Here is a 15,128-nt window from a genome sequence, read left to right on the forward strand (position 1 = left end):
TTCATGACTCATTAAGAGTTGCCAGTTCTTGAGCTAGTAAGGCTTCTAGCTCATCTTCGGAAAACTGTTCCATTTGCTCTAAAGCCAAGTTAATCTTGCTGGGAGCAGTGGGTAGTTCCTTAGTTGCGGACGATGGGATTTTGGGAATCACTAACTCAGCTAAATACTCAGACAAGCTTTCTAGGCTGGGATACTCAAAGACGAGGGTTGCAGGTAATGTTACTTTCAACAATTCCATGAGAGCGTTTCGTAGTTCCACTGCTGTCAGAGAATCCATACCCATTGTGTTAAAAGGCTTTTTCCCATCTACCTGGGCTGATTTCATCCGCAAGACTTTGGCAACCTCTCCTTGTACGGCTTCAAATATTAGGTCTTTGCGTCTGCTGGGGGGAGCGTTTTCTAAACGTTCGTATAACTGGGATGCTGGCGAAGATTTCGGTTGAGAAGAAAGCAGAGATTCTGGGTAGACGAGCAGAGCAGAAAAAATATTTTCGTTACCAGCCCCTCCCCTTGTGGGCGGAAGTCCATTTTCTTTCCCCTCTGCTCCCCATCCCCTCTGCCCCTCTGCCTCTTTTTTCCCTCTAGGAAAGGCTTGAGTAAACTTGCTCCACTGCACTGGCATGACGGCAACTTGCGCGACATTATCAGTCAGTAGTTGTTCTAAAATTTTTAAACTTTGTTGCCAATCAATTGTATCTACGCCCCAAGTTGCCCAGCGTCGGACAACAGGATTATCTTGATGCGCCCAAGGTGCCCAATTAATGCTAAGAGCAGGTAAACCCAGAGATTGACGATAGTAAGCTAAAGCATCAACAAAAGCGTTAGCCGCAGCGTAATTACCTTGTCCGGGCGAACCTAGTAGGCATAATGCTGAGGAAAACATTACAAAGAAATCTAAGGGTATTTCCTTGGTAATCGTATGAAGATTCCAGGCTCCCGTTACCTTGGGTGCGAGGACTCTGGCAAAGCTCTCTCGTGTTTGGTGCAAGAGAAGGCTGTCTTGATGAATACCTTCGGCATGGATGATACCAGATAAATTTGGCAGTTTGTCTTCAATGTATTGAAGGACATTTGCGACTTGTTCTGACTTGGAGCTACTGAAGTTAAATAATACTACAGTTGGATTAATTGCGTGCATTTGCTTGAGGCGATCGCAAATTTCTGGTGCAGGTTCTCCTTCACCCATCAACACCAGATATTCAGCGCCTTTTTCAATTAGCCAACTGGCAAGATTCACGTGAATATCATCAAAACAACCCGTAATTAAATACGTAGCATTAGATTTAATTTTTATAGGTTCTACTGAGAATGATGGTTGATAGCGCAACAACCGAGGTACATAGCGTTGTCCAGCCCGAAAAGCGACTTGTTCTTCAGTTGGATGGTTAATTTCAGTCCACAAACTAGATGCTTGCTCGACTAAGCTAGTTCCTGGATCTAAATCGATTAATCCTCCCCACAAATCCGGGTGTTCTACAGCTAGGGTTCTTCCCAATCCCCAAAGAGGAGTTTGGGCAATACTCAATTCTCCTGGTTTTAACTCCACGGGTACACAACCCCGTGTGACTAACCATAACTTGGGTTGCTGAGATAATTCTGCGGCGACTAAAGCTTGAAGCAAAGCGGGGAAACTGGCAGAAGTTTTGTCCGTTAAAGTCGAATCTATACCCCACAAATAGATTACACCACGCAATTCTTGATCTTTTGCACAATTCTCGAACAGTTGTTCAAAGTCTTGGCGATGGTATTCCTGACTGGCAAAGACCAACTTGCAAGTTTGCCCAGATTGTTCTATGAACTCAGCTAATTCTACAGCGATCGCACTGTGGTCAGCTAGGATCAGCCAATGCCCCGTTGCAGTAGCTTGGATAGACGACTGTAGGACTTTTGGTTGCCATTTAATTTCATACAGCCAATCATGTAAACTCTTCTGGGCAATACGCTGTAAAGCTTCTCTGGGCGCACGTTTGAGGTGCATTTTCTCAACTTGGGCTACTACCTCACCAGCCGGATTTACAATGCAGACATCCACATCAAAGGTTTCTGGGTTGGGTGTATTACCAATGTGCAGACGCATATATGACCACAACTCAGTCGTGGGTTGCCCGTAAAAGCACAACTTATCTAAACCAATGGGGATGAACACATCATCTTCACTGGGTAAGTCAGCCAAAAACAACTGCAAGCAAGCATCAAATTGGGCTGGGTGCATATTATAATCACCCGCCTCTGCCATGATGGATACTGGCATTTGAATTTTTGCTAATACTTCGTCCTGGAGTTTCCAGAGTGTTTCTATACCCAAAAAGCTAGAGCCAAATTCTAATCCGCGTTTGTGTAAGCAAGGATAGAACACTTCACCGGATATTTCTTGCAGACTGCGTTCTTGTAGTGCTGTGGGTGAGAAATCTGCAATGATTTGGTGTTCTGGTATAGGCTCAACTCGCAGCTTACCAGATGCGTGGAGATTCCAAGCGGTTCCGTCTTCTTTTTCCGGGGATGCCAAGCTGAAGATTTGGAAAGTATATCCTTTGTCGTCTGGTGTGAGAAGTAATTGTGTAGTGCGGGTTTCACCCTCTGCCAGTACGAATGCCTCGCGGATAGCAACTTGTTCTAAAACACAAACACCCTTACCAAGGACTTCTATAGCTGCTGCCCAAGCCATTTCTAAGTAGGCAACTGTGGGCACTACTACCATACCGTAGATACGGTGATCGTCAATAAAGGGTACATCGGCTATGCTGAGTTGTCTCTCAAAGATAATTGTGTTAGCTAAGGGCGATCGCAATCGTTGACCGAGTAAAGGATGTAATAGTTTTTGCAAGGGCGATCGCTTTTTCTTGCCATCACTCACCCAATAACGCTGTCTTTGCCAAGGATAATTCGGCAAAATCACGTGAGAGTGCGGATAATCAGCTTCAAACCGCCGCCAATCAACCTCCACCCCCGTCACATACAACTGTGCCACGGAATCTAACAACTGCTGCCAATCTTCTCTACCTTTACGCAGCGAAGCCAGCCATAATCCTTCCATATCCAACTGTTCGGGACACTCGCGCCGTGCCATTCCCAACAATGTCGGATGGGAACCGACTTCTATAAATACCTCATATCGTGCTTGATACAACGTCTGCATACTGGCAGCAAATTGCACACTAGCGAGTATATGCTCTACCCAATAAGTCGCATTTGACATTTCCTCATGTCTGACAATCTTACCTGTGACATTGGAAATAATATCTAATTGCGGCTGTTGATATTTTACTGATGCTGCTACTTTGGCAAACTCTGTCAGCATTGGCTGCATTAAGGGCGAGTGGAAAGCATGGGATACTTGCAATCTTCTGGTTTCAATACCCTGGCTTTCTAATTTTTGCAGCACTGTTGTGAGTATCTCTAATTCCCCAGATAAAACAATACTGTGTTCGCCATTGATGGCGGCAATACTCAACTGTTGTGGATAGTCAATAATTAACGGTGTAACTTGCTCTAATGTGGTGAATACTGCTGCCATCCCTCCACCTTGAGGTAGTGCTTGCATTAAAGCAGCACGTTGCACAATTAATTTCAGTGCGTCTTCTAGGGAAAAGATGCCAGCAATGCAAGCAGCGACATACTCACCGACACTGTGACCTAAAACTGCTGTGGGACGGATACCCCAAGATAACCAAAGTTGAGCAAGAGCGTATTCTATAACGAATAATGCAACTTGGGTGTAGGCGGTTTGATCGAGGCGAGTATCTTCTAAATTGTCAGAGAATATCACCTGTAAAATTGATTCGCCTAACAAAGGTTGCAGTAAGGTATCGCACTGGTCGAGTGTTTGGCGGAAACTGGGCTGAGTTTGGTAAAGTTGCCGACCCATGTGGCAATACTGTGACCCTTGTCCAGTAAAGAGAAAAGCAATTTTTTTAGTTTGCTGGCTAGCCTGTCCGTGATGGATACCGATGACTTCGGTGGTGTCGAGGTAGGCTTGCAACTGTTGTTGCATTTGTGCGTTGTCTGCGGCGATGATTGCAAGGCGATGTGAGAAATGAGTTCTGCCAACTTGTGAGGCGTGGGTGATGTTGCCAAGAAGTATATCTGGGTGAGATGAAAAGTATTTGATGTAGCGTTGTGCTAGTTCACTCAAAGCTTGGGGATGTTTGGCTGACAGTGTTAATAGATGTAAAGGACGCTCTGTAATCTCTTCTCCTCTGCTCCCCTGCTCCCCTGCTCCCCTGCTCCCCTGCTCCCCTGCTCCCCTGCTCCCCTGCTCCCCTACCTCCCCTGCTCCCCCTACTTTCTTCACAGGTGCTTCTTCTAGTATTACATGAGCATTTGTCCCGCTTGCACCAAAGGAACTTACCCCAGCAATGCGGCGTTGTTCGTGTGGTAGCCAAGGTGTAAGCTCAGTCGGAACTGCAACTGGTAAATCCTGCCAAGCAATGTGAGGGTTGGGTGTTTGGAAATGCAGATGTGGGGGAATTTCTTGATGCTGTAGCGCTAAAGCTACTTTAATGATGCCAGCTACGCCTGCTGCTGCTTCTGTATGACCAATATTGGTTTTGACAGACCCTAACATTAGGGGTTGATTAGCTGTTTTTTCTTTACCAAACACTGCACCCAAGGCATTTACCTCAATGGGATCTCCCAAAGATGTGCCAGTACCGTGGGTTTCGATGTAGCTAACTTGATGGGGTTCTAGTCCGGCGTTGGCTAATGCTTGCCGTACTACTGCTTGTTGTGCTAATCCGTTGGGTACAGTGAGACCACTGCTAGAACCATCTTGATTGACTGCCGAACCGCGAATCAAAGCTACGATGTTGTTACCGTCGGCTAATGCTTGGGAAAGGCGTTTCAATACCAAAACACCGCAACCTTCGGAACGTCCAAAACCATCCGCACTGCTATCAAAGGTTTTACAACGTCCGTCAGTGGCAATCATCTTGGCTTTACACAGCCTGACGTTCATCTCTGGTATGACAATTAGGTTAACACCGCCGACAATTGCCAAATCACTTTCTTGATTACGCAGACTTTGACAAGCTAAATGAATTGCTACTAAAGATGACGAACAGGCGGTTTCTACAGATAAACTCGGCCCCTGTAATCCTAAAAAATAAGATAATCTACCAGCCGCAAAGTTAATTGCTCCACCAGAATTTGTATAAGCATTTATCAGTTCATCATCTGCAAGACCAGTTTGCAATTGCAGATAATCTGTGGTGGTAATACCAACAAAAACGCCTGTTTTACTTCTTTGCAATTGATTCAGAGGAATCCCAGCATTTTCTAGCGCTTCCCAGCTGACTTCTAACATTAACCGTTGCTGGGGATCGAGACTCTGCGCTTCTCGTGGCGAGATACCGAAAAAATCTGGCTCGAATTTGTCGATTTGACCAATAAAACCACCATATCGAGAATACATTTTGCCTGGTGCATCAGGATTAGGGTCATAATATGCGTCTGCATCCCAACGGTCTGGCGGAATTTCGCTAATAGCGTCAACTCCGTTACGAAGATTCTGCCAAAATGCTTCGGGGTTATCACTTCCACCAGGAAATCGGCAACCCATACCAATAATCGCAATCGGTTCGGCATTTAACAGTTCGATTCCATCAGTTTTGGCACGCATTTGTTGTACCAAGAGCGCTAGTTTAGTCGCTGAAAGATTCGTGATGCGCTCTGGAAGTTTACTCATAATTTTTCCCCTAGTGTTTACCCTGATGCTGGGATGAAGAATTAAATTAACGACCTATAGACGCAGATGATGCTTATATACTTGGTTGTTCAATTTTAGTCTTAATTTTAGTTAAAAACTGAGCAGCTTCTCGACCATTAATAACTCTGTGGTCATAAGCAAGTCCTAAATTAATATAACTACGATTTTTGACATTTTGCTCAGAATCTAAATAAAGTTCTTCTTGGATTCCTCCAAGAGATAACATACAACTTTGAGAAGGCAAAATTATAGGAATTGTTACCAGAGAATCTTTATCCATATTAATAGAAAGAGAAATATTTCCCTGATTCAATTCTTCTTCATTAAACTGACCGCGCATAGCTTTCAATCTGAAGTCCATCAATTTATTGGCGATATCTATTAGAGATATTTCACCGACATTTTTAATTACAGGAATAAATAAACCTTTGCCTAAGTCAAGGGTAACTCCGACATTAGCCACTTCTCCAGGCATGAATCTATTGTCATCAATTAAGCTACCAAAGAAAAACGGAAATTCTGATAGTAAAGTAGCTGTGATTTTAATTAATAGTTCTGGTAAGCCGATAATAATATCATGTTTTTTCCCATAGTCACTTAACAGTTGAGTTGCAGCATCGCCGTAGATTTTCATCAACAAAAATGCTTTGGGAATTTGTGTATGCGATTGGGTTACTACGCGGGCAATCGCCATTTGTTGGCGAGATATTTCTAAACCTTTAACTTCATCTCGACTCTGTTCGTTAATTAACTTTTCAATATCTGGCCTTTTAATAATATTTTTACCTAATTTTCTGATATTTTCTTCAGAAATACCATGTTTATCAATTAATTCTTGAGCAACCTTGGTAATAGTTAAAGATTTATCATCCGTTGTCTTTGCTTTCTTTCCTGAGTTTTTGAGAAAATCTTGTCTTTCTACTTCAGTTTCAAATAAATATCCAATGACATCTCCAGGTTTGCATTCATCACCAGCTTCAGGTAAAGTATGCAAAATACCCTCTGCTTCACTCTCTAAATCAAAAGCTGCTTTGGACGTTTCAAATACTGCGATCGCTTCTTCTTTATTTACTGGCTTACCTATATCAGACAACCAGTATAACAATGTATAACTCTCATCATTATTATTAAATTTTGGCAGAATTATCTCATACATATAATACGGCTTCCTTGACAGAATTGCAAATATCTTCCTTCTGCACAATCACCTGCTTCTCTAAATGAGCAGAAGAAGGAATAATACTATTTTTCGAGTGAACCAATTTGACAGGGTTTTTTAATTTACCCCAAAGCCTACTGTAGATTTGATGAGCAACTTCACTCCCCCACGTACCGCCAGCTACACTATCTTCCACAATAAAGATATGAGTGCTATCGGTTAATAAATCTATGATGGTTTCTAATTCAAAAGGATATAGTTGACTAGGAACAATAATCTGAGTTTCAATTTCCCAATCAATAAATAATTCCCGCGCCGCAGCTAAACATCTTGGTACTAATCCCCCTGGTGAAATTAGTAAGCAGTTATTTTCTTCAAAACTATCGGCATAAATTCTAGCGAAATTCTTGGCAGAATCTAAAAATTCATAACTAAACAGATCGTCAATCAATCCATCAGCGTAAATTCTTTGAGTATAGAGTACCTTATCTTCAAAAAAGATGCAGGGGTAAGTTAAATTAACCAACTTTTCAAACACTGCAATATTATCATGCAATGGCGATAATTCAAATAAATATAAATTGGGAATACCAACAAAATGCTTTTGCAAACTTTGGCTATGAGTCGGGCCATATCCTCTATTACCACCCACTGCACAGCGAACAATCATATTTAAGTCTAATTTTGTGCCATACATTGATACAGATTTAGAAACAAAGTTTAAAATCTGATCGAATCCCAAGGCAATGAAATCACCAAACATGATTTCGATAATAGGTTTATTGCCACACAAAGCCAAACCACCACCTATCCCCACAATTGCTTCTTCGCTAATTGGTGTAGTTAAAACTCTATCTGGGTAATTAGAAGATAATCCTTTACCAACTTTGAATGCTCCTCCATAGGGGTCGAGTATATCTTCACCAATTAAAAAAACTTGAGGATCTACAGCAAATATATGATGTAGTCCACGATTTAAATTCTCAACAACTCGCTCAGTTCTCTTTAGAGTAGTTTCCATTGTACTAATTCTCTAGATTCAACATCTCTAACCAAACTACTTATTTCAGTTTTAACTTTTAGTTCTATCCGCTCAAATTGCTCTGGATATTGCTGCTGATAAACTGAATACCAATCCCATTTTTGAATTCTTTCTAGTTCTTGAATGTCTCGTGTATCGTCACCTTTACTATGGGGGCCGACTCGATTAGTATCAAATTCAATTACTAAGGGCAAAGATTTAGTTCTAGCGGCTTGAATGTGAGGGCTAATCAGCGTCCTAATTTCGTTAATATCTATTGAATCTACTTTTAAATAATTAATTCCAAAACCTTGAACACGACCTGCAATTGTGCCTGCCATTTGCATTTTAGTAGGAGTAGACTGAGCTATTTTGTTGTTTTCTACAATTACTAAAACAGGTAAACTCCATAATTGGGAAATATTCAGGGCTTCGTAAACTCCTCCTTCGCCCCAAGTACCATCGCCAATGTGAACTACAGCCATCCCGAAGTTACCTTGGCGACGTAAATGCAAGGCTATCCCAGCAGCAACAGGCAAACTTTCGCCTTGAATTCCTGTAGATAAATAATTTTTTCTGTAGATGTGCTGACTTCCACCTACACCATGACAAACTGCACCTTCTTTGCCCATAATTTCTGCTAACAAGCCTTCGGGATCTTCAAATCTTGCGAGGTAATGGCCGTGTCCGCGATGATTGCTGAGGATGAAGTCACTATCAGTTAAAACTGTTTTGAGTGCTACAGGGATGTATTCTTGACCAAGGCAAGTATGGGTTGTACCGTTTAATTTACCACTAGAAAATAGCTCTAAAAGTGCTAATTCAAAGTGGCGAATCATCAGTATGATTGCTAAGTCATAATCTGAAATTGGAGTCAGTTTTTGAGTTTCTTGGATTGGGGGGAGGGTATCAAGTTTCATGGCGGATGCTGGGGTGTAGAAAAAGCTCACGCAGAAGGTAATTTTAGAGGTTAAGATTCGACTCCTTTTTGAAGTAGAATTTGGCGAGCGTCTGCGAAGGATTTTACAGATTTCACATCGTCAACTGTGAAGACTATATCGTAGGCTTCTTCTATAGCCATTACTAGCTTCATGTGCGCCATACTGTTCCAATTTTTGAGAGTATTGGGGCTGAGTTGATCTGTGATTTCTAAAGGGGAGATGTTTAATACATCTGAAAAAATATCTGTTAGGGTTTCCAAAACTACCTCCGGGAATTAAATTGTTAAGGTTTCTACTAGTTGTTCAGATATAGCTTTCAGTATTTCTTGTTTTTTATGATTGATGAAAAAATGCCCTCCCTCAATCATCTGCAAGGTAAATTTTCCAGATGTTTGGTCTTCCCATGCAGCAATATCTTCTATATTTACCATTTCGTCTTGCAGTCCACCAAAGGCGGAAATGGAACAATTTAATGGTAAGTCAGGAGTATATTCGTAAGTTTCAATAATTGAAAAGTCTGCTTTAAGAACTGGCAAAAATAACTGCATGATTTCTTGGTTATTTAAAATCTCCTTGGGGATGGCTTTGTAGCGCTTGTTGATTTCATCGATAAATAAGTTATCTGGTAAATGATGTGTGGGTTTTAGAAAACATGGAGTTTGTGGAGCGCGGCTACCAGAAACAAATAAATGTTTGGGTTCTAAATTATGTTGTTTTCTAAGGCGACGAGCTGCTTCAAAACACAGCAATGCTCCCATGCTATGACCATAAAAAACAAATGGCATATCCAGGTAGGGTAATAAACTTGGAACCATTGTTTCTATTAAGGTAATGAGATGGGAAAATGGCTTTTCTTTGATGCGAGTATCGTGTCCTGGAAGCAGAACTTGGCATACTTCTACATCTGAAGGTAAGCCATTAACCCAATCTCGAAATAATGAAGTACCACCCCCAGCATAAGGAAAGCAAAAGAAGCGAAGTTTAGCTTTTGTATTTAGTTTTGGTGAAAAAATCCAGGTGTTAAGTTCTTTGGTAGCAGTCATCGCTTTTTCTATTTTTACTTAGCTGGAGTTAGAAAGATAATTTTTGGGCGAGTGTTTAATTTTCAGCCAATTTTAGATTTTAACTTTTGAATTTCTAATCCAAATTTTAAAATCTACAAATTCTGAAGCAAGCCCAAATATATCCTGCGGGAACACTGCACAAACAGGTATCATCTCAATTTAAAATCCAAAATTGTTTGATGCAGAAACATTTATGAGAAAATTTTTTATTTAGACTTTGACTGCATTCATTCGCTTTTCCATTTTTCTCATTTCTTTTCGCTCAAGAAAAGAATCGCGAGGCATCAAAATAAAGTAAATTGACATGATGGAAATTAAGCCTACTTCATTATACTTCCTAAAGAGCAAATATAAACCTGTAATCAAAATTGACACAATAAAAAATGTGCTGAGAATCGCTAGTAGTTTTTTGATTCCTGACATTTGAGAGATATTATCTAAAACGGTGTAGATGATGGACATTGCTTTTTCTCCTGAAAAACTAGTTCAAAAATAACTGTGTTACTGCGTCTTCGGAAAGCGATTCTATTTGCAAGAAAAGCTCATCTAAGCTATTACTTTGATTTTGTGATGTTGGCTGTGTAGGTGTATCTTGGGTTGTTTCAAGATGTTGATGGAAAATTGGATATAGTACTTCTTGTGTTAGATAGTTAGCTAGCATTTCGATGTTGGGATAATCAAAAGCTAGGGTTGAAGGTAGGGGATGGTTTAAACTTGCTTCTAGCCGATTTTTTAGTTGGATAGACATGAGAGAATCCATCCCCATTTGGAAAAATCCTTGCTGGTTTTCGGGAGGATTTTCTGGGTCGAGATCCAAAATCTCACTCACGATCATTTGCAGATGAGTGATGAGTAAGTTGTGGCGATCGCCTGCTAAACTCTTCTCTAGCTGCAACAATAGCTCTGGCTTGGTTACAGCGCTATTTTCTTGTTTTTTCTGCGGTTGTCCCAACTCTTCTAGTAGCGGTCTGTGTCGTCTGACTTCATAAGTGGGTTTAAAGATACTCCAGTCAACATCTGCAACTGTTTTTTGTACTACACCTGATTGCAAACATAACTTCAATGCTTCTAGAGTTTGTGTGACAGCCATCGGTTTTAACCCGACACGCGACCACAGGCTTTGGACTTCAGCTGCAACAACGTTTATCTCATCCCAACTACCCCAGTTAACACTCAATGCTGGTAAGTTGTTTCCTTGGCGATAATGAGCCAAAATATCCAAGAAGTGGTTTGCTGACGCATAAGGCGCAAGTCCGCTAGAACCCCAGATGGCGGCGGCTGAGGAAAACAAAATCAAAAAGTCTAGTTGGAGATTTTGAGTCAACTGATGCAATATCCAAGTACCGCTAACTTTGGCTGCTAATACATTTTGATATGTGCTTAAACTCATCTCTGCCAAGTTTTGAGGGATGGAAATCCCAGCCGCATGGATGATGCCGCGCCAGTGAGTATTGCTGGCAAATACAGCTTGCATCTGGCTAAAGTTGCTGACATCCGCTTGCACAACGTTGACTGTTGCACCTTGAGCTTCTAATGTTTGAATGGCTGTAATTGCCTTTTTGTGCTTGTCATCTGGCGGTAAGGTATCCCATAAAGAACGCTCTGGGAGTCCTTGTCTACCTGTGAGAACTAGGTGTCTTGCACCTTTGGCGACTAACCAAGCTGCTAGCTTTAAACCTAGTCCTCCTAAACCACCTGTGATTAAGTAAGTGCCATCGGCATTAAATTCTGTTAACGGCTTCAATGCCTTTGGCACGGTACTGGTGACGAGACGTGCAACATATCTTTGACCATTACGCCAAGCAATTTGATCCTCTCCGTCGGCTGTTTGGATTTCTGCCAACAGCATGGCTGCTTGGTCTGCGGTGGTTTTATCAAGGTCAATTAAACCACCCCACAGTTCTGGGTGTTCCAGTGCTATCACCCTTCCCAGTCCCCATAAAAGTGATTGGGGTAGCGCCTGAGAATTGACGGAAGATTTCACTGGTTGGGTGTTTTGCGTGACTAACCATAAATGCGGCCAGTCGGACGGGGGATTTTTCACCAAGGCTTGAATCAAGTGCAGCACGCTACCGCAGAGTAACTTTTCGGCATCTTGCAAGGATGTTTCGGTGACTTGTGCGGAAGCAATATCCAGGCTCCACAAATGCACGATTCCCCGCAGAGGTAGCTGACTGTTCGCCTTTACATCTTTGATTAGTTGCTGCAAATCTTCGCGATCGCTAGGATTGATTGTGAAATATCCTTGTGAAGATTCGCTGTAACTATTTCCAGGAATTACAAAGTGACAAGTTGCACCTTGCGCCTGTAATTGGGATGCTAAGGCAGTTCCTAAGCCTTGACGATCGCCAAAGATTAACCACAAACTATCTTGGTTATTTTTACTAGTGGAATTTTGCTGTGGTTTTAACCGCCAGGTTAGATCATAGAACAAATCGGTGCATTCTTCTGATATTGCAGATTTATTCGTTTCTTCTGGAAGTGGCGTTTTGCGGGCAATTTTTCTATCTAACCAGTATCGCTGACGTTGCCAGGGATAAGTGGGTAGTTGAATGTGGTTGCCACCTTTGGGATAGAGTTTGCGCCAATTTACAGGATATCCAGCAGTATACACCGCACCAAGGGAATTGAGCATCACAGCTAATTCATCTTCGTTGCGTTTGAGGGAAGGAAGTACAACACCTTGGCGATCGCTATACTGTAGTCCTTGCTCGATAGCTGTGGTTAAAATTGGATGCGGGCTAATTTCGAGAAAAACTTCATGTCCTTCACCTATCAAGCTTTGAATAGCCGTCGAGAACAATACAGGCTCCCGCAAATTCTTTACCCAATAGGTTGTATCTAAATCCAAACCATCAATTAATTTACCCGTGACTGTGGAATAGATGGGGATAGTTGCTGCTTGAGGTTGAATTCCTTGTAAAAGTTGCCGCAGTTCCTCTTGTAAAGGTTCCATTTGCGGACTGTGGGAAGCGACATCTACTTTCACTAAGCGGCAAAAAATATTTTTGGCTTGTAAGTTCGCCAGAATAGTTTCTATCGCCTTGGGATCGCCTGATAAAACAGTGGATGTCGGGCCATTGCTCACGGCTACAGATACGCAGTTTTCATAGCCAACTATCACCTTTTGGGCTTGTTCCAAAGACAAACCAACCACAGCCATTGCACCCTGACCGCTAACCCGTTTAATTACTTGGCTGCGCTTACAGATAATCTTGGCGGCATCGTCTAAGTTTAAGATACCTGCAATATAAGCTGCTGCTACTTCACCCATGCTGTGACCGACGACAGCCGCAGGTTTAATCCCCCATGATTGCCAAAGCATTGCCAAGGCTATCTCAACGGCAAATAAAGTCGGTTGGATAACATCAATTTCTGTCAAACGTGAATCAGCTTCATCAAGTATCAATTGTTCGAGTAATGACCAATTTGTATACTGACTGATAGCTTCGTCACACTGAACTATAGCAGCCTTAAATGCAGGTTCTTGCTGTAATAATTTGCGCCCCATACCTAACCACTGAGAACCTTGTCCAGGGAAGATAAAAATCGGTAGATGCTGACGATCTGGAGTTTGGATACCCGTTGTAATCTGGGAATGTAGTTCTCCCTGGAGATATGTTTCTAGTAACTGCGATAGTTCATTGGGGGAACGAGCTAACAAGCTCAGGCGGTGACTATGATGACTACGGCGGACGCTGGCGGTGTAGCAAATGTCTCGTAGAGTTTCTCCTTGAGTGCTAAGAAAGTCTTGATAGGACTTTGCTAAACACTTTAAAGCTTCTGAACTCCTGGCTGAAATAGGTAGTAAATAATACCCATTTCCCCCATCTCCCACCCTATCCCCCGTTGGCGCTTCCTCAAGAATCGCATGGGCATTAGTCCCCCCTAGTCCAAGGGCTGTAACTCCAGCGCGGCGGGGAATTTGATTGGTTTGCCAAGGCGAGAGTTTTGTATTGACGTAAAAGGGACTACTGGCAAAATCAATGCGGGGATTTGGTTGGTTAAAGTTAATACTTGGTGGTATCTGCTGATGTTTCAAAGCCAGAATCAGTTTGATTAGTCCAGCCATACCCGATGCTACATCCAAATGACCGATATTTGGCTTGACCGAACCAATCGCACAAAATCCCTGTTTTTGAGTTTGTGTGTGAAATGCCTGGGTTAAGGCATTGATTTCGATGGGGTCGCCAATGGGAGTCCCAGTGCCGTGAGCTTCGATGTATGAGATGGTTTCAGGACTAATCCCAGCTTTGGATAAAGCATCAATGATGGCGTTTTTCTGTCCGATTACCCCTGGTGCAGTGTAACTAGTTTTGAGGGCACCATCATTGTTAATTGCTGTCGCCCGAATGATGGCATGAATGCGATCGCCATCTTCTAAAGCATTCGCTAACTTCTTCAAAACGACAATACCACCACCGCTACCGAAAACAGTCCCCCCAGCCTCGGCATCAAAGGCGCGGCAATGTCCATCAGGAGAAACAATACCACCACCACGATAGTAATAACCAGCACGATGAGGTACTCTGACGGAAATTGCCCCAGCCAAAGCCATATCGCAGTCGCCATTCAACAAGCCTTGACAAGCTAAATGTACTGCAACTAAGGAAGTGGAACAAGCCGTTTGGACTGTGACGCTAGGCCCTCTCAAATTTAATCTGTAAGATACGCGACTGGTGAGAAAGTCTTTGTCACTACCAACGAAGGTTTCCAGGAAGCTTTCAAAATCAAGTTTAGGACGCAAGCGATCGCCTAAAATACAATCCAGTATGTAAGTATTAATACTCGCGCCTGCATAAAAACCGATGGGGCTTTCATAGTTCTCAGGGTCGCACCCAGCATCTTCTAAAGCTTCCCAAGCACACTCTAGAAATACACGATGTTGAGGATCAATGAGTTTGGCTTCTCTAGGTGAATAGCCAAAGAATCCGGCATCGAAGTATTCCACATTGTCAATCATCGGACTGGCTTTGACATACTTGGGATCGTTGAGGGTAGAAGCATCTACACCTTCCGCCGCTAGTTCCTCATCGCTCAGAAATGAGATACATTCAACCCCATTTTTGAGATTTTGCCAGTATTCATCCAGGTTGTTTGCTTTGGGGAAACGTCCCGACATCCCGATAATTGCGATCGCTTTTTCGTTAAAGTTATTAGACAACTCTAATCCACCTACTTGATTTTGCAGTATGACCTGATGAACTATTCGTATCCTCTGGAGTTCGTATTTCTAACA

General features: G+C 42.4%; 8 protein-coding genes. All 8 read right to left on the minus strand.

Annotation, left to right across the window (positions count from 1 at the left end; translation table 11 throughout):
• Position 1: 1 nt before the first annotated feature.
• The 8 genes from GJB62_RS11290 to GJB62_RS11325 all read right to left on the minus strand — a co-directional run bounded on the left by GJB62_RS11290 (position 2) and on the right by GJB62_RS11325 (position 15,053).
• On the minus strand, positions 2-5,683 hold the full coding sequence (locus tag GJB62_RS11290; RefSeq protein ID WP_114081586.1) for a type I polyketide synthase: 5,682 nt from the start codon (positions 5,681-5,683) through the stop codon (positions 2-4).
• 73 nt (positions 5,684-5,756) lie between these two features.
• Complete coding sequence (locus GJB62_RS11295; RefSeq protein ID WP_114081587.1) at positions 5,757-6,860, minus strand: 2-oxo acid dehydrogenase subunit E2; 1,104 nt, start codon at positions 6,858-6,860, stop codon at positions 5,757-5,759.
• Positions 6,853-7,884 carry a transketolase C-terminal domain-containing protein gene (locus tag GJB62_RS11300; RefSeq protein ID WP_114081588.1) on the minus strand — a complete coding sequence of 344 codons (1,032 nt, stop codon included), beginning with the start codon at positions 7,882-7,884 and terminating at the stop codon, positions 6,853-6,855. Before GJB62_RS11300 ends, GJB62_RS11295 begins: the two co-directional genes overlap by 8 nt.
• A complete protein-coding gene (locus tag GJB62_RS11305) occupies positions 7,869-8,804 on the minus strand; it encodes a thiamine pyrophosphate-dependent dehydrogenase E1 component subunit alpha (protein WP_181852831.1) in 936 nt (311 codons plus the stop codon). The genes GJB62_RS11300 and GJB62_RS11305 overlap by 16 nt, the downstream gene beginning before the upstream one ends.
• A gap of 50 nt (positions 8,805-8,854) precedes the next feature.
• Positions 8,855-9,085 carry an acyl carrier protein gene (locus GJB62_RS11310; protein ID WP_114081589.1) on the minus strand — a complete coding sequence of 77 codons (231 nt, stop codon included), beginning with the start codon at positions 9,083-9,085 and terminating at the stop codon, positions 8,855-8,857.
• 15 nt (positions 9,086-9,100) lie between these two features.
• Positions 9,101-9,868, minus strand: a complete 768-nt coding sequence (locus GJB62_RS11315; protein ID WP_114081590.1) for a thioesterase domain-containing protein — start codon at positions 9,866-9,868, stop codon at positions 9,101-9,103.
• 231 nt (positions 9,869-10,099) lie between these two features.
• Positions 10,100-10,351, minus strand: a complete 252-nt coding sequence (locus GJB62_RS11320) for a hypothetical protein (protein WP_114081591.1) — start codon at positions 10,349-10,351, stop codon at positions 10,100-10,102.
• 19 nt (positions 10,352-10,370) lie between these two features.
• Positions 10,371-15,053 carry a type I polyketide synthase gene (locus GJB62_RS11325; protein WP_147262483.1) on the minus strand — a complete coding sequence of 1,561 codons (4,683 nt, stop codon included), beginning with the start codon at positions 15,051-15,053 and terminating at the stop codon, positions 10,371-10,373.
• Between the last annotated feature and the right edge of the window lie 75 nt (positions 15,054-15,128).

Origin of the sequence: Nostoc sp. ATCC 53789 (assembly GCF_009873495.1) — a bacterium.
Lineage (GTDB): Bacteria > Cyanobacteriota > Cyanobacteriia > Cyanobacteriales > Nostocaceae > Nostoc > Nostoc muscorum_A.